The organism is Vibrio sp. SCSIO 43155 (assembly GCF_023716605.1).
In the GTDB taxonomy this organism is placed as follows: Bacteria; Pseudomonadota; Gammaproteobacteria; order Enterobacterales; family Vibrionaceae; genus Vibrio; species Vibrio harveyi.
Genome location: NZ_CP071852.1, coordinates 1,837,703 through 1,863,069, shown reverse-complemented (window position 1 = coordinate 1,863,069; position 25,367 = coordinate 1,837,703). Strand labels below are relative to the sequence as shown.

25 protein-coding genes and 1 pseudogene are annotated in these 25,367 nt (G+C 42.3%); 20 read left to right on the top strand and 6 right to left on the bottom strand.

The annotated features are described in order from the left end of the window. Positions 1-3 precede the first annotated feature (3 nt). The 12 genes from J4N44_RS08365 to J4N44_RS08310 all read left to right on the top strand — a co-directional run bounded on the left by J4N44_RS08365 (position 4) and on the right by J4N44_RS08310 (position 11,064). Positions 4-1,203, top strand: coding sequence for a CpaE/TadZ family protein (locus tag J4N44_RS08365; RefSeq protein ID WP_050939132.1), 1,200 nt, complete (start codon positions 4-6; stop codon positions 1,201-1,203). Continuing rightward, complete coding sequence (locus J4N44_RS08360; RefSeq protein ID WP_005445970.1) at positions 1,200-2,465, top strand: TadA family conjugal transfer-associated ATPase; 1,266 nt, start codon at positions 1,200-1,202, stop codon at positions 2,463-2,465. Before J4N44_RS08365 ends, J4N44_RS08360 begins: the two co-directional genes overlap by 4 nt. Next, the gene (locus tag J4N44_RS08355) at positions 2,462-3,376 is read left to right on the top strand and encodes a type II secretion system F family protein (protein WP_050937460.1); all 915 of its coding nucleotides are present in this window, start codon (positions 2,462-2,464) and stop codon (positions 3,374-3,376) included. Before J4N44_RS08360 ends, J4N44_RS08355 begins: the two co-directional genes overlap by 4 nt. Continuing rightward, the gene (locus J4N44_RS08350; protein WP_017818104.1) at positions 3,376-4,242 is read left to right on the top strand and encodes a type II secretion system F family protein; all 867 of its coding nucleotides are present in this window, start codon (positions 3,376-3,378) and stop codon (positions 4,240-4,242) included. Before J4N44_RS08355 ends, J4N44_RS08350 begins: the two co-directional genes overlap by 1 nt. Beyond that, complete coding sequence (locus J4N44_RS08345) at positions 4,242-5,330, top strand: tetratricopeptide repeat protein (protein ID WP_009697510.1); 1,089 nt, start codon at positions 4,242-4,244, stop codon at positions 5,328-5,330. Before J4N44_RS08350 ends, J4N44_RS08345 begins: the two co-directional genes overlap by 1 nt. Further along, positions 5,327-5,869, top strand: a complete 543-nt coding sequence (locus J4N44_RS08340) for a TadE family protein (RefSeq protein ID WP_005445962.1) — start codon at positions 5,327-5,329, stop codon at positions 5,867-5,869. The genes J4N44_RS08345 and J4N44_RS08340 overlap by 4 nt, the downstream gene beginning before the upstream one ends. Continuing rightward, positions 5,859-6,437 (top strand): tight adherence pilus pseudopilin TadF, encoded by a 579-nt coding sequence (gene tadF, locus J4N44_RS08335; protein WP_017190205.1) that lies wholly within the window; start codon positions 5,859-5,861, stop codon positions 6,435-6,437. The genes J4N44_RS08340 and tadF overlap by 11 nt, the downstream gene beginning before the upstream one ends. A 1-nt stretch (position 6,438) precedes the next feature. Continuing rightward, entirely contained in the window at positions 6,439-7,821 is a 1,383-nt protein-coding gene (locus J4N44_RS08330; RefSeq protein WP_005445959.1) for a TadE/TadG family type IV pilus assembly protein, read from the top strand. A gap of 1 nt (position 7,822) precedes the next feature. After that, positions 7,823-8,386, top strand: coding sequence for an OmpA family protein (locus J4N44_RS08325; RefSeq protein WP_005445957.1), 564 nt, complete (start codon positions 7,823-7,825; stop codon positions 8,384-8,386). A 336-nt stretch (positions 8,387-8,722) separates the two neighbouring features. Further along, a complete protein-coding gene (locus J4N44_RS08320; RefSeq protein WP_226982087.1) occupies positions 8,723-9,112 on the top strand; it encodes a chromosome segregation ATPase in 390 nt (129 codons plus the stop codon). 247 nt (positions 9,113-9,359) lie between these two features. Further along, on the top strand, positions 9,360-10,451 hold the full coding sequence (locus J4N44_RS08315; protein ID WP_053053435.1) for a linear amide C-N hydrolase: 1,092 nt from the start codon (positions 9,360-9,362) through the stop codon (positions 10,449-10,451). A 424-nt stretch (positions 10,452-10,875) separates the two neighbouring features. After that, entirely contained in the window at positions 10,876-11,064 is a 189-nt protein-coding gene (locus J4N44_RS08310) for a hypothetical protein (RefSeq protein WP_005445954.1), read from the top strand. Positions 11,065-11,084: 20 nt separating this feature from the next. On the opposite strand, the gene J4N44_RS08305 is transcribed toward J4N44_RS08310, so the two are convergent. Then, positions 11,085-12,368 carry a mechanosensitive ion channel family protein gene (locus tag J4N44_RS08305; RefSeq protein ID WP_009697516.1) on the bottom strand — a complete coding sequence of 428 codons (1,284 nt, stop codon included), beginning with the start codon at positions 12,366-12,368 and terminating at the stop codon, positions 11,085-11,087. A 292-nt stretch (positions 12,369-12,660) separates the two neighbouring features. Here J4N44_RS08305 and J4N44_RS08300 point away from each other — a divergent pair, with 292 nt between their 5' ends. Continuing rightward, positions 12,661-13,221, top strand: coding sequence for an HdeD family acid-resistance protein (locus J4N44_RS08300; protein ID WP_005445951.1), 561 nt, complete (start codon positions 12,661-12,663; stop codon positions 13,219-13,221). Between the two features lie 176 nt (positions 13,222-13,397). Here the strand turns inward: J4N44_RS08300 and J4N44_RS08295 are convergent, their stop codons facing one another. Further along, the gene (locus tag J4N44_RS08295; RefSeq protein WP_005445950.1) at positions 13,398-14,303 is read right to left on the bottom strand and encodes a DMT family transporter; all 906 of its coding nucleotides are present in this window, start codon (positions 14,301-14,303) and stop codon (positions 13,398-13,400) included. A gap of 121 nt (positions 14,304-14,424) precedes the next feature. Here J4N44_RS08295 and J4N44_RS08290 point away from each other — a divergent pair, with 121 nt between their 5' ends. The 6 genes and pseudogenes from J4N44_RS08290 (at position 14,425) to J4N44_RS08265 (ending at position 17,830) form a co-directional block, all read left to right on the top strand. After that, on the top strand, positions 14,425-14,907 hold the full coding sequence (locus tag J4N44_RS08290) for a MarR family winged helix-turn-helix transcriptional regulator (RefSeq protein WP_005445949.1): 483 nt from the start codon (positions 14,425-14,427) through the stop codon (positions 14,905-14,907). Between the two features lie 71 nt (positions 14,908-14,978). After that, positions 14,979-15,197 (top strand): annotated as a pseudogene (locus J4N44_RS08285) (MmcQ/YjbR family DNA-binding protein). Between the two features lie 116 nt (positions 15,198-15,313). After that, positions 15,314-15,748: an Mpo1 family 2-hydroxy fatty acid dioxygenase gene (locus J4N44_RS08280; RefSeq protein WP_005445940.1), complete on the top strand. Its 435-nt coding sequence runs from the start codon at positions 15,314-15,316 to the stop codon at positions 15,746-15,748. 103 nt (positions 15,749-15,851) lie between these two features. After that, positions 15,852-16,400 carry a class IV adenylate cyclase gene (locus tag J4N44_RS08275; protein ID WP_047516717.1) on the top strand — a complete coding sequence of 183 codons (549 nt, stop codon included), beginning with the start codon at positions 15,852-15,854 and terminating at the stop codon, positions 16,398-16,400. Positions 16,401-16,552: 152 nt separating this feature from the next. Next, entirely contained in the window at positions 16,553-16,873 is a 321-nt protein-coding gene (locus J4N44_RS08270) for a hypothetical protein (RefSeq protein ID WP_005445937.1), read from the top strand. 342 nt (positions 16,874-17,215) lie between these two features. Beyond that, a complete protein-coding gene (locus J4N44_RS08265; protein WP_005445935.1) occupies positions 17,216-17,830 on the top strand; it encodes a sugar O-acetyltransferase in 615 nt (204 codons plus the stop codon). A gap of 71 nt (positions 17,831-17,901) precedes the next feature. Here J4N44_RS08265 and J4N44_RS08260 read toward each other — a convergent pair whose 3' ends face one another. Genes J4N44_RS08260 through J4N44_RS08250 form a run of 3 tightly spaced genes read right to left on the bottom strand, consistent with a single transcriptional unit; the run spans position 17,902 to position 22,659 of the window. Then, positions 17,902-19,005 (bottom strand): porin, encoded by a 1,104-nt coding sequence (locus J4N44_RS08260; RefSeq protein WP_252044184.1) that lies wholly within the window; start codon positions 19,003-19,005, stop codon positions 17,902-17,904. Between the two features lies 1 nt (position 19,006). After that, positions 19,007-19,486 (bottom strand): hypothetical protein, encoded by a 480-nt coding sequence (locus J4N44_RS08255; protein WP_005445931.1) that lies wholly within the window; start codon positions 19,484-19,486, stop codon positions 19,007-19,009. A gap of 11 nt (positions 19,487-19,497) precedes the next feature. Next, complete coding sequence (locus J4N44_RS08250; RefSeq protein ID WP_252044182.1) at positions 19,498-22,659, bottom strand: response regulator; 3,162 nt, start codon at positions 22,657-22,659, stop codon at positions 19,498-19,500. A 439-nt stretch (positions 22,660-23,098) separates the two neighbouring features. Here J4N44_RS08250 and J4N44_RS08245 point away from each other — a divergent pair, with 439 nt between their 5' ends. Continuing rightward, complete coding sequence (locus J4N44_RS08245) at positions 23,099-24,640, top strand: diguanylate cyclase (RefSeq protein WP_005445927.1); 1,542 nt, start codon at positions 23,099-23,101, stop codon at positions 24,638-24,640. A gap of 100 nt (positions 24,641-24,740) precedes the next feature. Here J4N44_RS08245 and J4N44_RS08240 read toward each other — a convergent pair whose 3' ends face one another. After that, a complete protein-coding gene (locus tag J4N44_RS08240; protein WP_005445925.1) occupies positions 24,741-25,367 on the bottom strand; it encodes an OmpA family protein in 627 nt (208 codons plus the stop codon).

The following is a 25,367-nucleotide window of genomic DNA, read 5'->3' as shown; positions in this document are numbered from 1 at the left end:
AAAATGGATTTAGATAACCTATTCAAAACGACTTCATCAAGCAAAGATAAGAAGAACAACACCATTGATCTGGTTGTTTCAGATGATTTGGCTTTTCTTCAAGCAATCGACGAGCTCTACGCAATCGAAGGTTTCTCTTCACCTTTAAAAGTCGACGATATTGATGACGAAAGTTGGCATAAAACTAACGCTGAAATAAAGCATGTCATTCTTGACTTAAGAGCATGTGGCGAGTTGATTTCAGAAGTTGCGGAGATCTCTTCAAGATTAGACGTCAGCATTTCTCTTATTGTAGTGAGTAACATGGACTCAATACTGATGCGAGATAAAGTCTTGTCATTGGGAGCCAACTACATTCTTTGGGACCCTGAACTCGATGGTCTATTAGGGGCGCTTAAAGAGTCAAGTGCAGCGACATTCTCACCAACAGTTAAGAAGAAGTCTCGTATTGCCAAGCGAGTCTTAATGCTTGGTAGCAAAGGCGGGGTGGGTGTGTCCACGATCAGTGCTTTTCTTTCACATAGTTTGAGTCAACAAGCGAACTTAAAAACCTTGCTTGTTGAGCATGACACCATCGCACTTAACTCAGACATATTTCTAGGCTTAAAAGGGCTAAAAGCGCAGCAAAACAGCATTGATTTGAACCAGTCTGAACTGGATGCCGCGATTGCCGGAAGCTACGTGAAACCTGTCAAAGATAGGCTCAACTTCCTCACACTAGAAAAGAACGTTGCTTGCTTGAGCGATCATGTAGATTCGCTGTTTCGCATCTCTAACGAACTGGTTGATCAATACAACTTTATCATTGATTCCATGCCGCTTAGTGCGATTGATGAGCTGACAGCAGAAGACATCAGTGACCGATACAACCGTATTTTTATTGTTTGTGAACCTTCCGTGGCGTCACTAAGAGCGTACCACTCGATCAAGAAGAAGTTGGGTAAGTCTGAGCATCGAGTGATTTTCTCGATGACGCGATCTCAGAAGGACTACATGATGCCGCTTCAAGGGGCGAAAGAGAAAATCAAAGCAAAAGACGCGATTGATTTTGCTTATGAAGCCAATCTCGAAAAGCTCATTATTCAACAAGGCATTCAAAACACGGCAAAGCTTAAGTTTGCACCTGCCATTGCCAATATTGTGAATTTGTTGACGGGTAAAAAAGTCAAAGTACAGAAAAAGTTCGCGTGGTTTAAGAAATGAATCACTTGAAAGAAGTTTATATCGAGATCCGGGACGAAATCTTTGACGCCTTAGATGCAGCCTCGTTAGTTGACGTTGAACCGTTGGAGCTTGAGAGCCAACTAAAAGACTCCGTTAATATTCTGATTGAGAAGAAGCAACTTCAAATCAGTAGCTTAAAGCGTTTAGAGCTGGTTAAAGCACTGCTTGACGAGTTGAAAGGTCTTGGACCCCTTCAAGCGTTGGTCGATAACGATGAAATCTCGGACATCATGATCAATGGTCCCTCAGACATTTTTATCGAATTGAACGGTAAGGTAGAAAAGTCACCAATTCAGTTCGTCAACGAGAAACAGCTCAACACCATTGCTAAGCGTATTGCCTCAAATGTGGGGCGTCGAATTGATGAATCAAAACCGCTTTGTGATGCTCGTTTGGAAGATGGAAGTCGTGTAAACATTGTTATTCCGCCTCTTGCAATCGATGGGACATCCATTTCGATTCGTAAGTTCAAAGAGCAAAAAATCAAGCTAGAAAACTTGGTTCAGTTTGGCGCGCTATCGGTTGAAATGGCAAAGCTGCTTTCGATTGCCAGCCATTGTAAGTGCAACATCCTTATCTCTGGGGGTACGGGGTCAGGTAAAACAACCTTGTTGAACGCATTGTCCGGTTTCATTGGTAGTGGTGAACGTATCGTTACCATTGAAGATGCGGCCGAACTTCAATTGCAACAACCACACATTGTTCGATTGGAAACTCGTCAAGCAAGTGTTGAAGGGACGGGTGAAATCACTGCGCGAGATTTGGTAATCAACGCCCTGCGTATGCGACCAGATAGAATCATTGTTGGTGAGTGTCGTGGTGGTGAAGCGTTTGAAATGCTTCAAGCAATGAACACTGGTCACGATGGCTCAATGTCTACGCTTCACGCGAACACCCCTCGTGATGCGATTGCTCGTGTGGAGAGTATGGTAATGATGGCGACAGCCAGTCTACCGCTTGAGGCGATTCGTCGAACCATCGTGAGTGCGGTTGACCTGATAGTCCAAGTACGACGACTCCATGATGGTAGTCGTAAGATCTTGTTTATCAGTGAAATTGTTGGTCTCGAAGGTGACAACGTTGTTATGGAAGATATCTTCCGGTTTGAAAACAACGGAATGGGTGATGAAGGCAAAATCTCGGGCGAATTTCGAACGCCAGGTCTTTCTAAGCGCTCTGTAATTTATGAGCGTGCGAAGTTCTTTGGCTTGGATGGGGCGCTGCAGGAGCTGTTCTCATGATGCTGATTGTCATTTTGCTATGGGTTGTAATTGCGTTGTTTCTGTTTATTGGGCATTCGAAAAAACAGAAAGAAATCACATCGATCATTGAGCAATCTAATACGTTCGAGGGCGTTTCTGGCTCTCGAGCGGTTATCGATTCAGAAAGCTTTGATATCAGCTACCGAAAAAAGATTAAGGATAAATTTAAGCAGTTGAAAAAGCTGTTGAGTCCTAATGCAGGAATCAAATTAATTGGCTTTTTTGCGGGCTCTTCATTAGCGGTTTACTTCGTTAACGATTGGTTCTTCATGTTTGAGTATTGGAAAGTGTTGCTTGCTTTGGAGCCAATACTATTTGTGATGTTTATTCTCAAACTTAGTGGCATTCAAGCGCAGCGATTCAAGGATAACTTCCCGGATGCGCTGAACATTCTTTCTGGTGCACTCTCCTCGGGTCAGAGTATTGTCCATGCGTTCGAATATGTGGGCACTCAGCTTGATAATGAAGTAGGCGAAGAGTTCAAGAAGATGTCAGAGCGCTTACTTATCGGTGAAGACCCAGATGATGTCTTGGCGCGAAGTGCTGCGTCGTTCCCTTATGTTGAGTACTTTTTCTTTGCGGCGACGATTCGAATCAACTTGAGTCGAGGTGGTCAACTAAAAGATGTCATTAACCGCATCAACCGAATCATGTTTGAAGCAAGGGCAATCGAGAAGAAGAAAAATGCACTGACGTCAGAGGCGCGTGCTTCAGCAAAAATCATCGCGGCTCTGCCGGTAATCTTTATCATGATTTTGAAAGTAACCAGCCCTGAAAATTATAACTTCGTGATGTTTGAAGAAGGGGGGAAGCCTATTTTCTATTACGTGTTGATCAGTGAAGCTATCGGATTCTTCTTTATCTATATGATATTAAGAGGGGTGAAGTAGTGGTCGATATAAAATTAATCTTTTTAGCATTAGGGTTGTTTATTTCACTATCTGTCGCGTATTACTCGTTAAAAGTGTTTGATAAAACTAAAGCGAATATTTCGACAAAGAAGATCATTGACTCAACCCAAGAAAAGACGCCTTTTGCGGATAAGTTGGCAGTACAACTTTCGCGCCTGTCTTTTAATAAAGAAGAAACGAAAAACAACTTAGTTAGAGCAGGGATTCATAGTGATTTTATTGCGCAAGCTTATTACCTGCTGAAGATTATACCACTGTTATTTTGCTTAGCATTTATTGGTTATTCTTACATGCAGGGAGACATGGAGTTTTCATCTGCGTTTATTTCATTCTCGCTTTCGATGCTTGTGTGTTTGATTGCGCCAGATATGTACATTTCATCGAAAGGGAATGCGAACGTTCGTCACGTCAGTAGTCGACTGCCTTTCTTGCTCGACTTAATGAACGTGTGTGTGCATACCGGGATGACGCTCGAAGCGAGCTTGGAATATCTGTCGAACGAGCTAAAAACAGTCGATGAAAACCTGGCTTATGTTGTTAAAAAAACGTCAGAACGAGCCAAAATTGTTGGTTTGGATCGAGCGCTTACTGAGTTCTATGATCTGGTTCCAACCACAGAAGCGCAAAGCTTTGTCATGACTCTTACTCAAAGCTTGAAGTACGGCTCATCAGTAGGTGCGGTATTAGCTTCCCTCGCTTCTGATATTCGAGAAATAAACATGCTCGATTTGGAAGAAAAAATAGGAAAGATGGGGGCAAAAATGTCCATACCAATGATCGCTTTTATCATGGTTCCTATTGTTGTTCTAATCGCAGCGCCAGGGATAATGAGGATGCTAGGATAATGAATGTAAAAAACTATATTTCCCTTTTTGTTTTACTGCTTTTAAGTGGTTGTTCAACCATCAATCAGGAATTAGTAACCAAAGAAAAACTACTAACTAATTCTGGACAAACTGAACAACTGATCGAGTTTTATAAAGCAAATTTGGTTGAAGTTCCAAGCTATAAGATAAAGCTGATCAATTTATATCTCGATAATAAAGACCAAAAGTCTGCCGAGTTATACATAAATACTCTTGAGAAGAAAGACCTCGAAGATCCAGAGATTATTTACATCTTAGCTAAGTTGGAATATCTAAAACGTAATTATGACGCAAGTGAGCGCTATCTAGATGACTATTTAGAAAACGGTGGTCCGAAGGGTAATTATTATCTTTTAAAAGGCAAGATTTTAGCGCGTAAGAAAGATTACAACGGTGCAATCGCCAACTTCAACGACAGCAAGAAAAATGGCGCATCGGACCGAGAAGCGAATAACAATATTGCCGTCGTGATGATGTTGCAAGGTCGTCCGGAACCTGCGATGGAACTGCTCTACAGCTTGTTTGCGGCTAATCCGAACGATGAAAAGGTCCGCTCAAATCTACTATTAGCTTCGACTCGCTCACACCGGCCTGACGTAGCACTGGAAGTGTTAAAGCACGACAGCAGTGAACAGGAAGCGCGAGTCAAACTGAAAAAACTCATGCAGAGCGTTAAACCGCTTCCTAAAAAAGTAACGAAAACAGTTCCACCAAAGCAGGTCGCTAAAGTAAAGGAAAAGAAAAATATGGAAATGGAAACGAAATCAGTCGATTTGAAACCAAAGTACGTAGCACGCTCAGTTCTAGATCCAAAAAACTTACGCCCTAAAGCACCTTCAATTTACCGAATTCAAGTTTTGGCAACCTATAAGGTGATTCCTTCAGATTACTTAAACTATCTGAAAGGCAATTATGGAAGTGTGTATTCCTACACGCACGGCTTATGGAAGCGTTACTGCATTGGTGAGTTCAGTGACATCAATGACGCAAAGAAATTTCTTGAAAATATGGATATCAAAGGTGCCTTTGTTGTTGATTACACGAAGAAAAGGTACGTCGAGCTATGATCAAGTTTCAAAAGGGAAGTTTGACGGTTGAGACCGCAATGGGCTTGCCAGTTTTACTAATGGTTCTGTTTACTTGGTTTGACTTGTCGGTTTTAACGTACTCAATGGGTGTGACGGATCATGCATTAACCACAGCAGTGATGAGCAGTAAAAAGCAAGGCAGCTCTCACAGTACTGAAAAGGTCGACTACCAAGACGTAATTAAAACCAAGCTTGAATCAAGTGGTGGTGCACTATGGTCAAAAGTTGTTGATCACTCAACGGTTTCGGCATCAGTTTATTACTTTAAAAACCTAACTGACTTTATCCATTGTAATCGCAGTGGAAAAGCGTTGAGTGAATGCCCAAACATCAAGAAAGGCGACACTGCTGAAAACTCAGTCAACATGCCAATTGCCATATACCAATTGAGCTTCACCTATCAGCCTCTGTTTAACTTTGTTATGCCAAGCATGAACATTAGTCGTGAGATGGTCGCGGTTCAGGAGTACGAGCGCTGTACGTTCAAGTTAGGAGAGGAGATCAGTTGTGGTAACTAAGTCAAAGCAAACCGGTGCTTTTATTGTTGAGCTTGCATTGGTCTTACTCTTTTTTGGCTCCATTATTGCCATGCATATCAACTACACCATCGCCGTTAATAAAAAAGGGCAGTTGGATAGGGTTGTGTATTCGATCGTCAGTGTTATTAGTGAACGCCGACAGTTGTTTGCCAATGAGCTCGATATTTGTGGCGCAGGAGGTAAGCAGTGCGAGACACACATGAACAATTCGTTCGATATGGCGAAAGGCATGTTGAAACGCACACTACCAGATTTTGACGAAAATGAGTTGGGGATGCGAGTCATAGAGCTATCTTTGATTGATAAAGATAAGAAGCTTGTTAGAACCACCGCCTTAAAAGGCATGACGGCAGGGTGTAATTTTCCGGATCTAGAGGAAATTACAGTGGAAAAAGCAACAAAACTATTGCCTTTGACTACGCAGAACCGACGCCTTCCTCTTTATCATGTGTCTCTTTGCTACAAAACGCCGTTTAACATTATCGGTCTTATGAGCGGTGAGCCGATCAAAGTCGTGACCAGTTCCTATTCATTTGCAAGGATTTAATATGAAGCGCTTCACTAAGCAAAAAGGGGTTGCTGGGATCATATTTCTTTCGTTTCTCCCTATATTAATCATCACTTTCTCGTTTTCTGTTGGCTATACGCAACGTTTGCTTGCGCACTCAAAAATAGAGGAGGCGGCTGAAGTTGCGAGTCTTGCCTTGATTGCAAGTCCAGGCAAAGACAATCAAGAAGACAAAGACTATGCGCAGAGAATTGTCGACTTATATATTACCGACAATATTAGCGACATTCAGATCAACGTATCGACCAAGAAGTGTGAGTACAAAGACGGTTGTGTTCAGAAAGCCAATGAGTTATCGCCATTTGCAGACTTCACCGTGGTTGCCACCTCTGAGCATGATTCATGGATTTCACATAATGAAATCGGCGTAGAGCCAAAATTCAAAGTGTCTGGCGATTCGATCACCCGGAAATACTTACCTCAACCAGTGGATATCTACTTCATACTGGATACCAGTCAATCGATGAGTAACCTGTGGTATGGGCAAAACAACAAAACCCAGATGCAGGTGGTGAAGGAAACGATCACCAAAGTTGTCGAAGATTTGAAGGACTTCAAAACCGGTGAGAATAAGAAGAGTCGCGTTGCCTTGTTGACTTACAACGCCTACAACGTGAAATACGATAAAAAAGATCGCAGACTAAAATTCTACGACTATGCAAGTGAGTTTTCTCACACAGAAGCATCTTTCCAAAGCATTGTCGATGATATGTTTGACCAGTCTGTGGATGAACAAAACGTGTACCACTCTAGTTATTACAATCAGGCACGAGATATTCCAATAACAGACAACTATCAGGAATTTATCAATATCTTGAATTCGAACAAGGTAATGCCTGCTAGGGGTGGCGGCACCAATTCTTGGTTAGGTCTGATTGCAGCAGCGAAAGAGGCAGACAAAGTTAAGAAAGAAGAGCGTAACCCAGAACAGGTGTTTATCTTCCTTTCTGATGGTGCAGATACAGACGTACGATTCCCTGACTATCTCCATCGAAACAGTACGTATAGAAACAAATACGACGTGGTCACAAAAAGTTATCGAGACAGTTATGGTTATATTCAGTATCAACAAGTTTACGACAAGTTCTTGAAGTCATTAGTGCGTGAACACAACCTTTGTGAACAGCTCAAGAAAAGAATTTCTAGCAAAGAAAATAAGTTTCAAAGTGAACACGCGAAGTTAGAAGGTGAAAAAACAAAAGTCACTATGGGTGTTATAGGTGTTAACTACAACGTACAAAAGGACGATGGATTCGGTGATTGTGTTGGCGAGAAAAATATTTATCACGCAAAAAATGGTAAAGATGTCTACAAATACATATTAAATCTGATTAACGAAGAGACAGGACGATTAAAAGATTAAAATGAAAAAATTATTATCAATCGCGATTATTTTTACTTCAAATGTCGCACTCGCTAATTGTATTAATCATGATGAAAACTACGTGAGCTCTAAAATTCTTAAAAGTTCCGAAACAAAAGTCACTCAGGTTGTTGGTAAGTTAGCGGTGACGGTAAATGAAGAACGCTCTATTGTACAGGATAAGAGAGTAGTTAAGGTTGAAGGGTTGAATGCGACCGACAGCTGCACCTTTGATAAGAACTCGATGTCGTTGATCCTCAACTATGATACTGATAAATATCGTTTAACAGACACTCACAAACAAGCGATTTCGCAATACTTGGAACTGGTTGATGAAGGTACTCGTGTTCTTGTTGAAGGGCATACTGATGAAGTCGGATCTCAGGCTTATAACAAAGGCTTGTCTGCTCGTCGCGCGAATGCCGCAACAACATACCTGAAACAAGGGTTAGGTCTAGGCAACAGGATTGTTGAAAAAGCATTCGGTGAGTCTGCGCCGATTTGTAAGGTAAATGAAAACAAAGTATCTGGCTGTAACCGTCGAGTTGTATTAACGATAGACTAATGTGTAATCCACTGTTTGCTGTTGTCATTATAATTTTTATGTGCTCACTATTAAGTGGGGTTGTTTAGTAAAAGAGCTTGGTACTTACCAAGCTCTTTTATTACTGATATTTATTATGGAATAATAAATGTCTATTTCATTTTTCAATCATTAATCGATAGCATTTAATTTTGTTTTTATACAACGATAATTAAAATGTCTATTTCTCGATGCGTTATCGCTTCTACCTTTTTTCTATTCATTAGCCACCCAGTATATTCAGCGGAGCTCATTATTGGACCAAGTATGAGTTCGCAGTTAGAGAGGGTGATATCAAATCCTTCTATTAAGAAGGACGTGTCCGATTCATTGTTAGGAATCGACAAGAATCACAATCACATCCGTGACGACGTGGAAGCAGTGTTGAAAGCACTCAAAATCAGTGAAATTAATCACGATTTTCTTTTGCGTTACGTACAATATTCTTCAAGCATTTTGCAACACGACTTCTCGAGTAACGATGCGAATAATCAGCTCTTGGCATACGAGATCTACAAAGATTACCGTTATGTCAGACATTGCTTTAAGGAAGCCGGGGTGGACGGTAAAGATCTTTATGATGCGATACACGCGGTAAATCGGCTGATGTTCAATACCGATGCTCGAATTGTCGCGTACCTGAACTACGAAAAGTACATCGACATAAGTACCATGTATGAGGGCATTAGTTACGATTGTAATAACTAGGGGTTGTTGTGATTTCAATTGGGAGGGACTGGGTTAGAGGACGATTTCTTATACCTTGGAAATCAATGACAGTGTCACTTTTTACTTATAGTCTTTTGTCTTAGCTAGGTATCCGCTCAAAGCTAATCACTTTGAGCGCTTTAGTTGTTCATCCTCTATATTCTACCGATTTTATATGTTTTCGATTGTAAGTTACTTAAAAAGGAATACAATCGCGAAATGTTACCCCTCCTTGGTGGATCTAAAAATGATAAAGAAAACCCTCCTAGCTATGGCACTTTCTGCCAGTATTATTGCGCCTGCAATCGCTTGTACTGGCATCTCTCTTTCAACTACTGCAAATGACCATATTCACGCTCGAACGATTGAGTGGGGCGAGAGCGATCTCAATAGTAAACTGATTGTCGCCCCGCGTGACTATACGTTCACATCAACCATGCCAGACCAAAAGCACGGTTTAAGCTGGAAGAGCAAATATGGATTTGTTGGTATTTCAGTGAGTGATGACCGCTTTATTGGCGAAGGTATTAACGAAGAAGGGCTAACAGCTGGTTTGTTCTACTTTAAAGGGTACGGTTCTTTAAAGGCTTACAACCCGAAAGATCGCGCAAATAGTATCGCTGATATGGACTTTGTCCGTTGGATGTTGTCACAATTTAAAACCGTTGAAGAAGTGAAAACCGCAATGAAAAACATCGATATTGTGCCAGTGTATATCGATGAAAAAGGGCAGCCATCACCAACCGGACATTGGCGTGTTACTGATAAAGCAGGCAACAACATCGTAATTGAAATTATGGATGGTGGTCAGGTACATATTTACGACAATGAGGTGGGTGTACTGACTAATTCGCCAACCTTCCCATGGCAAGTAACGAACTTGAACAACTACATCCATCTGCAACCTGGCACCAGTGCGCCGACCAAGTTTGGTGACGTTGAAGCGAAATCTTTTGGTATTGGCTCTGGTTTCTTAGGTTTGCCGGGAGACATTACGCCGCCATCACGTTTTGTTCGTGCTGCGTTCTTTATTAATACCGCGCCAGAATCAAAAAACTCGCAAGAAGCGGTCTCTCAAGCGTTCCATATTCTAAACAACTTCGATATTCCAATTGGTACTGAGTTTAACGCCGAATATCGTGAACATATCCCAAATTTGCCAAGTGCCACTCAATGGACATCAGTGATCGACCAAGGAAATGGTGCGCTTTACTACACAACCATGCATGACAGCCGAATTAAAAAGGTTGATTTGAAAAAGATAGACTTTAACCAAAAGCAGGAGCTTAAACGTCAGCTTGATAACGGCTCGTTTACAGTTGAAGAAATCCGTCTTTAATTCATAAACCCAAGAGAGCAGGTGAGAGCCTGTTCTCTTTCAGTCATTTTCCTTTTCTTTCCCTTCTCTTTTCGTAAATCTCTCTTTTTCAACGACACGCTCCCAAAGGGCACTCTTTGCAAATAGTAAGGGGCTTGGCTTGCATGCTTTATAGCCGATTCTTGATTTAGACCTAAACCTTTAAATCGCCGCCGCGTGTTTAAACCCAGTCGTTCTCGCTGAATCAGGTATCTCGAGGTATATAGCTAAGATTAGAAAATCAGGCAGAAAGTGCTGTTTTTAGCCTTTTAATTCGGTTTTATGCGATTCTCATAGGCATTCTTTCAGAAATGTTCTAGCGTATGCTATCCAGACTTCCTCGGATATTTGCCAGAATCTCCCTAAATATATAAATGTTAGTTGGGGAAGTGGCGTGAAGGATAAAATGGAGAGATATTGGATTCAGTTGGTTGATAAAGCTGGCACTGCTTCTGATTTGTCGGATTTAACCCGTTTAAGGTTGCGAGGCTGTATTGGTAAATATGGCTTGAGATATAAGGTAGAAGGGGGCGTGCTTGCCGAGCATCGTTATGATCGAAAACGTCTTAGCCTAAATTTAGAGAGTGAAGAGTAAGCTCCACTCTCTAAGATGTCTTATGAATTGCTTTTGCTGGTTACTTTTTCTAAAGCGATTTGTTTAGCATCATTACTTGTGAACATTTGGTATGGACGCAGACCAAACAAAGGCATGATTGAGTAGATATGATCGAACAAGTCCGCTTGCACACCTTCATAGTAAGCCCAGTCAGTATTGTTGGTAAAAGCGTAAACCTGCAACGGAATACCCTCTGGCGTCGGCTCTAGCTGCCTCACCATAATCAGCATGTACTGGTGAATGTCTTTGTTCGCTTTCAAGTAAGCATTAATGTAAGCGCGAAACATACCTAAGTTGGTCATTTGACGTAGGTTACCGAAGGCAGGTTCTTCACTCATTTCTTGATTGTAATCACTGATTTCACGCGATTTTTCATAAATGTACTGACGAAGGATTCGGATGCTTTTTAGCTTTTCAATTTCTTCATCAGATAAGAAGCGAATTGATGTGACATCAACATTCACGGACCGCTTGATACGGCGACCGCCAGAATCTGACATGCCTTGCCAGTTAATGAAGGCGTTTTGCACCAATGCGTAAGCAGGCAGCATGCTCACGGTGTTATCGAAGTTTCGAACTTTTACTGTGGTGAGTGAGATTTCCTCTACTGTGCCATTCGCACCGTAAGAGTCCATTTGAATCCAATCGTTTAGGCTGATCATGCGGTTTGCAGATAGTTGAATGCCTGCAACAAAGCCCAATATCGTATCCTTAAACACCAACATGACGAAGCCCGTCGCAACGCCTAAACCTGATAGGAAAATCACCGGTGATTCGTTGGCAAGAATCGACATGGAAACCACAACACCAACAAAGAAGGTGAACAGTTTTATCAGTTGGACGAAGCTTTTGATCGGCATTCTTCTCGTGATGCCTTTAAACGTCGCAATGTCATTTAACGCATCAAGCAGGGCAAAGATCATCCAGATAAAAATGACTAAAATAGAGATGCTTAGAATCCGGTCAAAGATGTTCGCTAACCAATCGTAGTGACCTACGGCGAGAGGGATAAAGACATCCAACACCATGATTGGGATCAGTAATGAGAGCTTTTCTAAGACATCATACTTCGCCAAGCTTTCAGCGAGTGGTTTATTGGCTTTTTGTAGAACATTATTGACTGACCGCACGATCAGGTGATGCACTATCAAGTAGCTGATCGCTGCTGCGGTTAAGCTCGCAAGAATGAAAACGGTTGTGAGTTCGATGCCATAAGGGTCACTATTGATACCCACGGAACTGAGTTTGTCTGCTATGAAAGTGCGAATGTGATGATCGAGCAAAATGTCATCCTCAAAATGTAACCTGAATGAAGAAGTGAGAACTTCTTTGAAGAGGTCAGGCAACAGGCGTTAGAAAGCCGCTCATCCTACTCTCCATCTCTTTGTTTTGCACTGGTTTAATCCAGCAATCTTGAAACTTATTATTCAAAAATAGCGTATAGCCGATGATGTGATACAGGTTTAACATCCAATTATGCAAACGGGACACGTATTTCTGTTAAGTCTGTGAACTCCCTATGTTTTATTAGACTAGACTGAAAAGGCGGCTCGCGTTTAATTCAAGAGGCATTCAATGGAAAATTCTAATCAATCACAACAGCCTACATTTTTGTCTAAAGGCTGGAAATACTTCGTTATCGTTGGCGTTATTATCTCTTTAATGGGCATTGGTGCTATGAGTTTGCCAGTGCTTGCGGGCGTAACGATATCGACTATAGTAGGTGCGGTACTACTGTTCAGTGGTTTGGTTCAGGCATACCACACGTTTTCTATTAATGTGTGGAAAGAGAAGCTTTGGTACGTATTAAGTGCTGTGCTGTATATTGTCGGCGGTCTGTTCATTCTGTTTAAACCATTGGCAGGTTTGGTGACCATTACTATGTTGATGGTGATCGTGATGATTCTAAATGGTTTAACCCGTGTATTTTTCGGCTTAAGTAATCGCAGTCTACCAAGCAGTAATGTGATCGTGTTCAGTGGCGTGATTTCTGTTCTGATTGGTGGCTACTTCTTTATGTTGCTCGACGATCCTGCGTTCTCGACTACATTGCTAGGCACTTTTGTTGGTATCTCATTATTGATTGAAGGCATTAGCTTTATCTTTATGGGGATGCAAATGAAGAAGCTCTCTTAAAGAGTGCCATCTACTATCTCGAGGTTACTTGGGTATAGAACAGTACAAAGTGCCTGCCGATTCGGTGGGCATTTTTTATAGAACGATAAAGGTGAAGGGATTAACGAAACAACAAAAAGCCCGATCATCAACTCGGGCTTTTATTGTGAATTAATGAGATCTGTTAACGCTCTGTGTTATTTGGATTCACAAGGTTTAGTGAGGCTGACATTGCGCTTTTCTTTGAATGAAAGAACCAACTGAGGCACAAGTGACATCGTAATCATGCCGATCATTAGGCTGTATTGAATAGGCGTGAAGCTTTCACCCATCAAAACCAAACCAGAAACAATGCCCGCAACAGGGTTAGCAATGCCACCGAAAGTAAAGTCCACAACCGACATACGCTGCAATAACCACACGTACATGCCGTAGCCGAGTGCGGTGTTGAGTATGATTACCCACAGTAGTCCACTTAGGTTTTTTAGAGTGATGTTTTCGACTGCTTGAACGTATGGCTCAGGGTTAATGCTTGCTAGTACACCTGCCGCGATAGATAAAACAACGCCGCCTAAAATAAGTTGCCAAGTGAGTACCGTCCACCAATGCATTCTTGAACCTAGAGACTTAGTTACGCTGCTGCCGATCACAATACACATAATGGCAGAGAGCATAGCCACTAGACCGATCGGGTTTAGCGTAATCGAGCTTGGGTCGAACAAAAACCAAGCCAGGGCGATAAGGGTGGCCCCGCTGACTCCTTGAATAAGGCTCGGTTGGCGCTTGTAAACCACCCACCCAAACAGCATGGCAAAGACAGGTACTGAAATCATACCCACACCAGAGATTGCAGAAGGTAAGGTTAACGCCATCACGAAAATGAGACCAAAAAAGAGGGCAATATTAATCGTGCCAAGCACAAGCAAGATCTTCCAATCTTGTTTCTTTGGTAAAGAAGGTTTGATAGCAAGTAGCAATAGACCAGCTGGCAATGCTCGCAGTGCACCAAGTAACACTGGCGGCCAGTCTGGCAAAGTAAACTGTGTCACAGCGTACGTTGTACCCCAGAAGAACGCCGGAATCATCGCGAGTAAAATGTTCATGTTAAATATCTTTACGTTGAGATAATTTGTTGTAAAGGTACGCTCGTTATTGCTTCTTGTAAAGTATCTTTATGTTAAAATAAATTGGTCAATCAAAATGTCTTTGGAGATAAAAGGATAAATGGACGCAATTGATAGAGTGGTAAGTCAGTGGGCTAAGGAAAAGCCTGATCTCGATACCGAGCCAATGGCGATCATGGGGCGTTTAATGCGGATTGCTAAATATATGGAAAACCACGTTGCCGAAGTGCATAAGCGCTACGATCTTAAAATGGGTGAGTTCGATGTATTAGCTACGTTGCGTCGTAGTGGTGAACCTTATCGTTTAACCCCTTCGGAGTTGATCTCATCGATGATGCTGACGTCTGGTGCCATGACCAATCGACTCGACAAGCTGGAAAAAAAAGGATTGATCGCTCGCGAGCACAGCAAAGAAGATCGCCGCAGTGTGAGTGTTCAGCTTACTTCAAAAGGTTTTGAGCTGATCGATGCGCTGATTGAGCAACATTTACAGGCTCAGCATGAATTAATGGGGTCGTTGACTCGTGATGAAAGAGCACAGGTTAATCAGGCATTAAAATTGTTATTGCCTCAATATGAATAAATGAATTCAAAGGTTTAGGATAGGGATGAATCGCGAGCATTAGATAGTTAGCGCAGTTTCTCGATACATTGATGTGTGCAGAAAGTGACTTTCCGTTCGGTCCTGATGCGTTGGTTTTTAAAATCAAAGAGAAGATGCTCGCCATTCTAGCCGAGTGAAATGGGAGAGAGTACGTAAGCGTTAAAGTAACGCCTGAAGACGGGTTAGTACAAAATTTGTGTGAACGCTCATATGATCTTGTGGTCGCCAAATTAACCAAAGCTCAGCGTATTTCATTTGGATATCAGTAAGATAGTTTGTTATTGCTCACAGATATTCGGCTTATTATCAATATCAATAAACAAAAACTCGCACCTTTAACTCGCACCGACTATATAAATGTTATGGTGATGTTAAAGGTGAAGTTATGCGTGCACTCTCTGAATGGTTAGAAGCTTACGGTGAAAGCCATCAAAATCCAATCAACCAGAAAATTCATAAAGTTGCTGTCCCTGGCATCTTTCTTTCTGTCGTCGGGTTGATATGGTCCATTCCGCAGATTCCTTTGTTTGGGTTCAATCTCAATTGGGTATGGCTGGCGGCGTTACCAGCTTGGATCTTTTATTTCCGACTCTCACTAAGCGTATTTATGATGATGATTGGCTACACGGTTGCGTGTATTGGCTTGATATGGTCAATGGAGATACTCGGTTGGCCGGTACTCCACATCTCAATGCTGCTATTTGGAATCCTTTGGATATTCCAGTTTATCGGGCACAAGATAGAGGGGAAGAAGCCCTCGTTTTTCGAAGATATTCAGTTTCTTTTGATAGGACCAATCTGGGTCTTTCGTAAACATTAAAAGAAAGGTCTGTTTATCAGATTCGCGACTTAGGCTGTGCTACCATCCTGCTGCTTTGAAACACCCAGAGGTATGAGGTGTAGAGCAGTAATGAGGTTGCCACATGAGTGCAGATCAGCATTTTCAAGGTCAGTTTGAAGTCGAATTGAAATACCGTGTACAAGATAAACAAGCTTTTTTAGCTGTGTTGAGTGGTTTAGAACATGAAGTCATGTTTGAAGACAATCAAGAGTCTGATTGGTTCTACGACACGCCAGAACGCAAACTCAGTCATGAAGGAAAAAGTCTGGTAATCCGAGAAATCGAGCCGTCTGGTATCAAACTTTGGATTGTCAAAGGACCGGAAGAGGATCGCTGTGAAGCCACCGATATTACTAAGTCACATGCTGCCAAAAGTATGCTAGGAAACATGGGCTACGAAGTGATTCTTCAAACCAAAAAAGTACGCAGCATTTACTTTATCGGCTCGTTCCATATTACTCTCGACCATCTAGAAGGCATTGGGCACTTTGCGGAATTCGCCATTATGACCGATGACGAAAGTTCACTTGTTCGTTATAAGCAAGAGTTAGAAGCGCTTGCGGCACGTTTTGGTTTGGATGAGTCGAACAAGGAGTTCCGTTCATACAAGCAGATGTGGCAGTCTAGGTAAAATTCACGTCATTTCTTATTGGTCTGACAAGCAACTCCCTCTAACAGCACTATGATTAGAAGTAGTGCGTAAGCAATGAGCCTACGCCCATTAACAAAATAGGTAACCATTCGCGATAGTGTCCGTGACAATGTCACGAACTTGGAGGGGCAATGTACAACCGCGAGCACAAATACGTGTATTGGCGAGAAGAGCGCAAGAAAGGCAAGTGGCACTATATTATTAAGTCTTTCTTGATGATCTGCTGTGCGTTGCTGCTTGGCAAAGTCATTGGCTTGTTTATATTCGGTGAGCTGCAAACCTTTAAAGACATCACGGAGCAGTTTCCTGCGGATTTATTTATCGTGATGCTGGTGGGCTTTCCGATTAGCGTGATAGGTTGGTATCACGAAGAGTCTAAATTTTTCCGTGCTCTAAAGCGTCGAAACAAGAAGTTTAAAGCTCGATTAGAAAACCGCAAAAAGAAGAAATAAGACCGTTTGATAACATACCCAAGTAACCTCGAATCAATGACAACACTCTGAACTCCGCATATCAAAGTCACTTGGGCATAAGCCGTAAGATTCGATTTTCGCGGCATTTTTGATGGCAACTTTCATTTCAACGTTTCATTCTTTCGTCTTGTCTCATCTCCATTCAATTAGTGTTTAACCATCTCCCATTTTTGTCTGTTGCTCGTATCGCGTGAAATTGTGCGCCTGATGGCATTATTTATTTCTGATTGCGATGCGGTGCTACTTTCATGATTTTTGCCAAGATTCTTTGAGCGTCTCTTTGCTAAATTTTTGCAAAGAACATCCTAAACAGGAACGACAATGGATAAGAAAATCATGCTACACAGCCAACAGGTGTACTTCTGCAATGATGAAGCGTTGGCAGCAATGCAAACTGAATGTCTAGAGACCTTATACGACTACAATCAAACACGTCCTTCGGAGGGAGAGAAGCGCTCTAACATATTGAATCACTTGCTCGCATCGGTTGGAAAGAATTGCTACATCGAACCGCCATTGAGAGCTAACTGGGGCTGCCATACCCACCTAGGTGACAATGTTTACGCTAACTTTAATCTGACTTTAGTTGACGACACTCATATTTATATCGGCGATCATGTCATGATTGGACCGAATGTCACCATCGCGACTGCTGGGCACCCAATTGATCCGGAACTAAGGCGCGACATCGCTCAGTTTAATATCCCAGTTCATATTGGTAATAACGTTTGGATAGGGGCGAACTCGGTGGTATTACCGGGCGTGACAATCGGCGAAAACTCCGTAATTGGCGCGGGGAGTGTCGTGACAAAGGATATCCCAGCTAATGTTGTTGCGGTTGGCAATCCTTGTCGAGTATTACGAGAAATCGGCGAGCACGATAAAGAGTTTTACTTTAGAGATCGTAAGATTGAGCAAAACATGTTTAATGGTTAGCCCGTTACATGAACATCGTTTGAGCATTTCGGAAAAGCGGGCAGGTCGGTATTACTCGACCCGCCATGGCGCTAAAAGACAAAGTTCACCATGATGGTGTACATGTTTGCATTATCATCCTCTGGTGTATCGACGAATGCGCCAGATGCATTGCGATAAGCTTTGAAGTGTTGCCATTCTGCATTGAGTGACACGTTGTAGTGAAGATCGTATCTCACACCAAGTAGGTAGCTGTCCCCAACCTTGTGCTCGTGGTCATCAAACTGCTGACCATAAGTCACGTAAGGGGTAAATTTGTTCAGGTTATACGCGCCTTGAGCGTACCAAGCGGAAGCGATATCGTTGGTTTGACCTTCGACGGTTAACGTGAAGGCATCAAACTCGTACTCAGCACCTAATGAATACAATTTAATGCTCTCATTTTTCAACTTATCAGTGTATGACGGAAGAATAATGATTGAGCCATCAGGGGATTGAACCGGGAAGTTAGTTAACTTGGTTTCTTGGTCATAGTTCGAATCCAAATACGTGAAATTCCAACGATAGTAATCGCCACTTAAGATGAAGTTAATACCGTACATTTTATTGGTCTTGAAGGTGAGCTCAGTACTGTCATTGAAGTCGACCGTACTTTCATCGTGGAAGCCGACAAATGGTGTAGTCGTCAGTGTCATGCTGTCATTGATGTCATAGTTCCACAAGAATGAAATGCCGTTAAACGCGGTGATGCCTAAGATACTGTCATAAACTTCATTAGGTGGGCGAGCAGGGGTAAATGCGTGTCCGACATAGTAGTATTCAGAGGCTAAGAACACGGGCATTCTCAGGCGACCGCCACGAAACTCAATATTGCCATAGGTATAGGCGAGGTAAGCCCACTCTAGTTGCGGGTCACTCCAATGGTCTTGCGGTCTTTTCACCACCTGCGCGGATGCTTTAAACGCGTCGTAGTAAAAATCCAGTTGAACACCTAATGTTGTGTCACAGTCATAACAGTTTTCGTCATCGATAAAACGATTCACTAATACTGGCGTTTTGTTGTCTGTTGTCGCCCATGAGGTTGAGCCAAAGCCACTTAACGATAAGTTATCGGTGAGTTCGATTGCTGCCAAGCTCGGGAAAGCGACGCTACTTAGTGTTGTTGCCGTGATGGATGCGATGAGTGTTTTCTTCATATTATTTCTCCGAACTTACAACGTAGAGGATTTGAGCATTTGAAGGAAGGCTACTCACTGGTGCATACCCAATGCGGTTAGGCTTTTCTTTCATCCATTCTAAAAGGGCTTCCATACTGGAATTATCAATGACTTTCGGTGGGCGAGCTTTTCCTGAAAACGACAAGCTCGCCCAGTGCGCATTCATTTGCGCCGCGTTTTTATTGAGTAAATAACGGTAGAACTCTGAACGTTCAGATGATGCATCCGGCCAATCAGACAGCTCGATTCGCTTACCTTGTAAACGCTTGGTTTTACCACGATACAGTTTTCTCGCTTTGGTTATGTTGAGCTCATCAAAATTAGAGTCGAGGGAAAAAATCGCATAGCTATCGGCTGCGAGAGCTTCACTATCGAACGACATCAGCAAAGCAAAAGCCATCAAAGCTGTAGAGAGCGATTTGAGAACGTTATTTTTAGCTATAGAGAAGTGGGTATCCATACTATTACCCCTTAAATGACGCTTTCAATCTGGTGCAGAAGTTTTTCTTTTCTGACAGGCTTCGGTACGTATGCATCCATGCCAGAGTCGTAGCAACGCTGGATATCATCGTCCACAACACTTGCTGTCAGTGCAATAATCGGCGTTTTGGGTAATCCCGAATTTTTTTCGTAAGCACGGATTTCTTTCGTCGCTTCGAAGCCGTCCATTACAGGCATCATGCAATCCATCAAAATGATGTCGAAACCGTTATCTTGTTGAAACATATCAACGGCGATCTGACCATTTTCGGCAATCTCAAACTGATACCCAGCTTTACTCAGCAATAACGAGGCAACTTTCTGGTTCACCGTATTATCTTCTACAAGCAAAATGCGCTCAGAACGACTTGGAAGCGTATTGATAGAGGTCGGTTCCGGTTTATCTTGCGGTTTAGATTTCGCGCTAATGCCAGTACCAGAGAAGGCAGACGATACGTTGTCTTCAACGATTGGAACAGCCGTCGCTTTTGCTAATTTCTCTTTCAATATGTTGGCTTTGAAAGGTTTCGGTACGTAATCATCCATGCCAACATCAAAACATTTCTGGATGTCGTCATCGACCACACTTGCCGTTAACGCGATAATTGGGATCTTCACACTGCGATTTTGTTCGTGTTCCAGCTGTCGGATTTTCTGCGTGGCCTCAAATCCATCCATAACTGGCATCATGCAATCCATAAGAATCAAGGAGTATTGATTCTTTTTGAACATCTCGACCGCTTCTAGTCCATTTGCTGCTAGGTCAAAAGTAAAACCCGCTTTGGTTACATGCAAACCTGCGATTTTCTGGTTTACGGTGTTATCGTCGACCACCAAAATCTTACTTTGCGACGGTTCTGATGTACCCACCACTGCTTGTAAATTTGCTTGGTTGAATTTGGTCTCGCAATTTTCAAGCGCTTTGACCAGACGTTGCCCAAGAAGAGGTTGCGTAATGATGGCACTGACACTTTCACCAAAATCAAATTGGTCACTATGAAGGTGTTTAACCAAGCATAAGCGGACGTTCTGCGATTCAAGCTTGTTGAAGTGATCTTCGCTTTCCATTGCAGCATTTGGTCGAGTTTCAGCGTAGATAACAATGATGTGCTCATTGTCATTAATCCATGTTGGTAAACTCTCTAAACTCGTAACCGATTGGTGAACAGCGATACGGTAGAAGTTCAATTCATCACGAAGCGTTGTTTCCATGTTGGTGTCGTCGCAGACCAACCAAATTTGTCCATAATTTACGGTGTGTTTTGCATCAAAGTCGAGTTGAACAACAGAAGGGTTCAATTGGAAGAAGAAGCGGCTACCTTTGCCTTTTTCTGATTCAAGTTGAATTTGCCCACCCATTAACTCAACCAGTTGAGTGCTGATGGCTAAGCCCAGCCCAGTACCGCCAAATTGGCGGGTAGTGGAGTCATCTTCTTGTGCGAATGGTTCGAAGATCTTTTTCTGTTGTTGCTCATCAATACCAATACCGGAATCTTGAACAGAAAACTCCATTACGGCATTTGAACCAGAAACAACATGAGTTGTAACAGAGAGGAGCACCGTTCCTTTATCAGTAAATTTAACGGCGTTAGACATAAAGTTCATTACGACTTGGCGTAAACGGTGATCGTCGATCATTAAGCGGAAAGGCGTGTTGCGGCTGATGTTTACTTTAAGGTCGATGCCTTTCTCTTTTGCTTTTGGTGAAACGATAGAAGCAATATCGTAAATGGATTCACGCACACAGGTCGAGTGCGGACTGATCAATAACATACCGGATTCAATCTTAGAGAAATCGAGTATGTCGTTTATCAAGCTAAGTAACAGTTGGGAGGACGTTTCAATCGTATCAACATAGTCGCGCTGTGTTGCGGTTAATGATGTATCAGATAGCACTTCAGAAATACCAATAACGCCATTAAGAGGGGTGCGGATTTCATGGGACATGTTGGCTAAGAAGCTGCTTTTCGCTTTGCTTGCTTTAATTGCATCGTCTTTTGCGCGCTCTGCGTCTTCTTTCGCTTGAGTTAATTTAACCTTGGCTTGTTCTCGTTCATAACTGAGCCTCTCGACTTCTTGGGCAAACTTACTCAGCTCGTCTTTACCTTTGACTAATTCGACAAGGGGGGATTCTTCGCTGTAACTGTCACGACGTAAGAACTCAAGAACCAGTTGAAGATTACTGGTTACTTTTCGAACCAAACGCACGGCTAAGCTCACGACGAGAATTGTCATGACTGACATGACGCTAATGAACATCAGTCGTTGTTGGTTTGCCGCGGAAATGGCATGTTCTACGTCTGCTTGCAATTGCTCCGTCATTTTGTTGTCGACCGCCTTAAGCAGAGCGAGTCGACCGTTTAGAGCTGTTAAACCAGCTGCGATTTCTTGTGGTGGAAGTGTACTAAGTGCTTCTTCATTTAAAAGGAAGCTTCTAAATTCTTGACTGCGCACAAAGACGTCATTGGTGAAAGTTTCAATAAGCAATTCAACTTGCTGTTGATTGGCGTTTAATGTGACGAAGCGTTCTAAGAACAGTTGCTGATTCTTAACTAAGGAGTCGATCTCGCTGCTGACATCTACGTCATAGCTTTGATTTTGTTCAATAGAGTAAATTAAATATTGACTGAGCAGGTTTTCTTCTTGAGACCAGAACATTAACCACTCAATTTGCATCAATGCTGAAAGGTGGGCTTGAATTTCAAAAGTTGCATCATTGAATGGCACCTTTTCTAATGCCAATAAAATCTGTTTGTAGGTATCTGCACGCCACTCTGCGATATCGAGACGCTCGTCCATGTCGGTGGCTGCCGACAGAGAGAGGTTCGCTTCTTCGAGGCTAGAAAGAAGGTCTTTCATCTCAGCGCCTTTATCCAAGAAAATGCCATTGGCACCATTGCTGAGTGATTGAGTTACCGATTTTATTTCTGCTTCAACATCGGTAACTTCAGTGTTATTCGGCAAATTATAGAGATAAGAGACTTTGTCCATATAGTCAGAGAACAGTTGCGCTTTCTCAAGATCTTGCGCTTGGCTAGATAGTCGATGAACTTGCTGTCCGGCTAGAAAGAGAAGCAAAATGATGGGTAAGAAAACCAAGCTAAATAGCTTGTGTTTTACCGATAGGTTATTCCATGAAAACGATCCGACCACTGTGCACGTCCATATCCAATAAGTTGATATGAAAAGTGTAGGCTAACTATCTCAATTGTTAGAAATTCAGCACAAAAATTCGTACTTTTGCCATATGAAAACTGTGACACCTGCGACAAAAGTTCGATTTGTTAAGGATATAAAACTTTAAATCTATCAATAAAAATTGCGTTTCTCATTCAGTGAGAATTATTCAATTTACTGATATTTATAAACAAATTTCATTTGTTGAATGATTAAAATGTTTTGTCGTCAAGACTACTAAAATGTCTGTTTCGATATACAGGGGTGAGTATAATTGGCGGATTTTCTTGCTGGTGAGACCGTAGTGTAAACGTACTTGTATTTTTTAAAATCTGTACGCCAACATTCAAGGCCCATGAGCTGGAAAAAGGCTTAAATAAACCGCTAATCGATGGCAAATAACAATAACTAAATCATGAACGTATCTCGAAGTCTTCAGTCAGTCACCCTGCGTTACACTGTCCCAATAGTGTTGATAGCACTCTTTACTAACTTTACTTATTGGGCGTATCAACAAGTTGATGAGGCGAAAAACCTAGCTCGATACCATGTAAAATCGGCGGAGATCAACCTAGGAACCATCGTCGATGGATACCGCGATTTACTACGAGCAATGAGCAAAGACGAACACTTCATCGAACCCGATATTACGTTGCAAGAACGGGCAAATCGTGCGGTCCCTTACAAGCAAGCCTTTGAGCTTGCGGGTATTGGCTTTAGTGATGGAGTCGGGAACATGGTGAGCACGCACAACAATAAGGTGCACTCCATCGCTCATCGAGATTACTTTCATCAAGTGATTCGCAGTAAAAAAGCAGTGATGACCGACGTTCTCACTGATATCTCAAACGGCAATATCGTATACGTGTTATGTCGCCCTATGTTCGATGAATTGGGAGACCTAATGGGTACCATCTCAGCTTCTATTCATTTTGGCGAAATTCAAACCGCGCTCCAAAGCGATAGCGAAAATGATATCTACAGCGTTTTGCTGGACGAAGATCTGAATATCATTAGCCACTCTAAAGATGAGTTCTATGTAGGGGTAAACTTATTCAACTACGGTTATGAGAAGCTGTTTGATCGCGAAGGGAATCTGAAAGCACTTACCGGGGCAAATAATGGGGGATTCTTTACTTACAGTTCGCCATTTGATCTATCTTACGTTGAATTCACTAAAGTAGATGGAACACCTTGGATTCTGTTATCCAAAGCTAAGTTCAGCAGTTTGTTGGGTGAAGGCACCATGATGTTTGGTGTGAATGTTCTCATGATCATTGCTATTTACGTTGTGATTGCTCGTATGATGGGGAAACAAGTGGTTGGTTTGACCCAGCCCCTTGACCGATTTTTAGAAGAGAGCCAAGTTGTGTTCAACGACACATCCATGGAGCTAAAGGAACATTTTGAACAAGTTCTTCAAGCAAGTCGGAATGGTGTTTTTTGCTCACGAAGTGGCTTGCTGACTCGTGAATACTTCTTGCGTGGCGCTGAAAAGTCACTGTCGCTCAGTAACAGTCCTAAAGCATGTATCTTCTTTGATATGGACAACCTGAAGTTTATCAACGACACCTATGGTCATATGGCTGGGGATAAAGTGATTGCGTTGTTTGTGGCAGTCTTGCGAGAACACTTTGCTCACAAACGAGACCTCATCGGTCGTTTTGGTGGGGATGAGTTTGTTGTTCTAACTCAAGAGTTTAATAGTAAGCGAGAGCTAGAATTAAAGTTGGATCAGTTTCTTCACCAACTCCAAGCAACCGCAGACCGTTTAGGTATTGATATTAATCTAACCGCGTCGATTGGTGTTGTGATGACAGAGGATGTAGAGCGAGATATTGAGACGCTTCTCCATTGCTCAGACATGGCGGTGTACCGCGCAAAACAACTAGGGAAGGGGCGCTACAAGTTTTACCACTCATCTATGATTGAAGTACCTTTGGTCAGTTCGGTGTAGAAAGCCCAAACGAAAGCCAGCAATGATATCTTGCTGGCTTTTTTGTTATTGCTTGAGATGGTTACCTAACAGAGTGGCTTTAACTATTAATTATTAACTATTAATTCTTAGGTAGCGTTGTGAAGATAGTCCATTCTTTCTCGACTTCACCTTTGTATCCGACCACGGTTGCGGTTACACGGCGATTGAGTGCATGACTTCTTTCATCTGTCCCTTGAGCGGCAAGCTTGGTTTCACCAAAGCCGACGATTCTTAGACGATCTGGTGATATCCCATTTTGAATCAGCTCGTTGCGAACGCTTTCTGCTCTGCGTTTCGAAAGGGCAAGATTGTATTCATCCGTACCAGTGATACTGGTGTAACCTTGCAGTTCAATTGACGTTGTTGGGTACTCTTTAAGGAAATCAGAAAGGTCGCTAATTTGCTGAGCAAATACAGGGTTGATTTCAGAAGAGTCGTTAGCAAATAGAACTCGAATCTGCATTTCTTGGGATGATTTCGCGTATTCCCCACAGCCGTCGTTATCGATCAAAGAGCCTTCTGGTGTTCCAGGACACAGGTCTCGTGCATTAATAACACCGTCTCTGTCATCGTCGATTAAGTCAGCAATCTGGTTAGCTGTCGGTGTTTCCATGTATTCGTATTCATCACCGGTTACTCTGTTTGAATTAGAGCCACTACAAGCGGAAATCAAACCAACCATGAAAAAAATAGGTATTACTTTCAT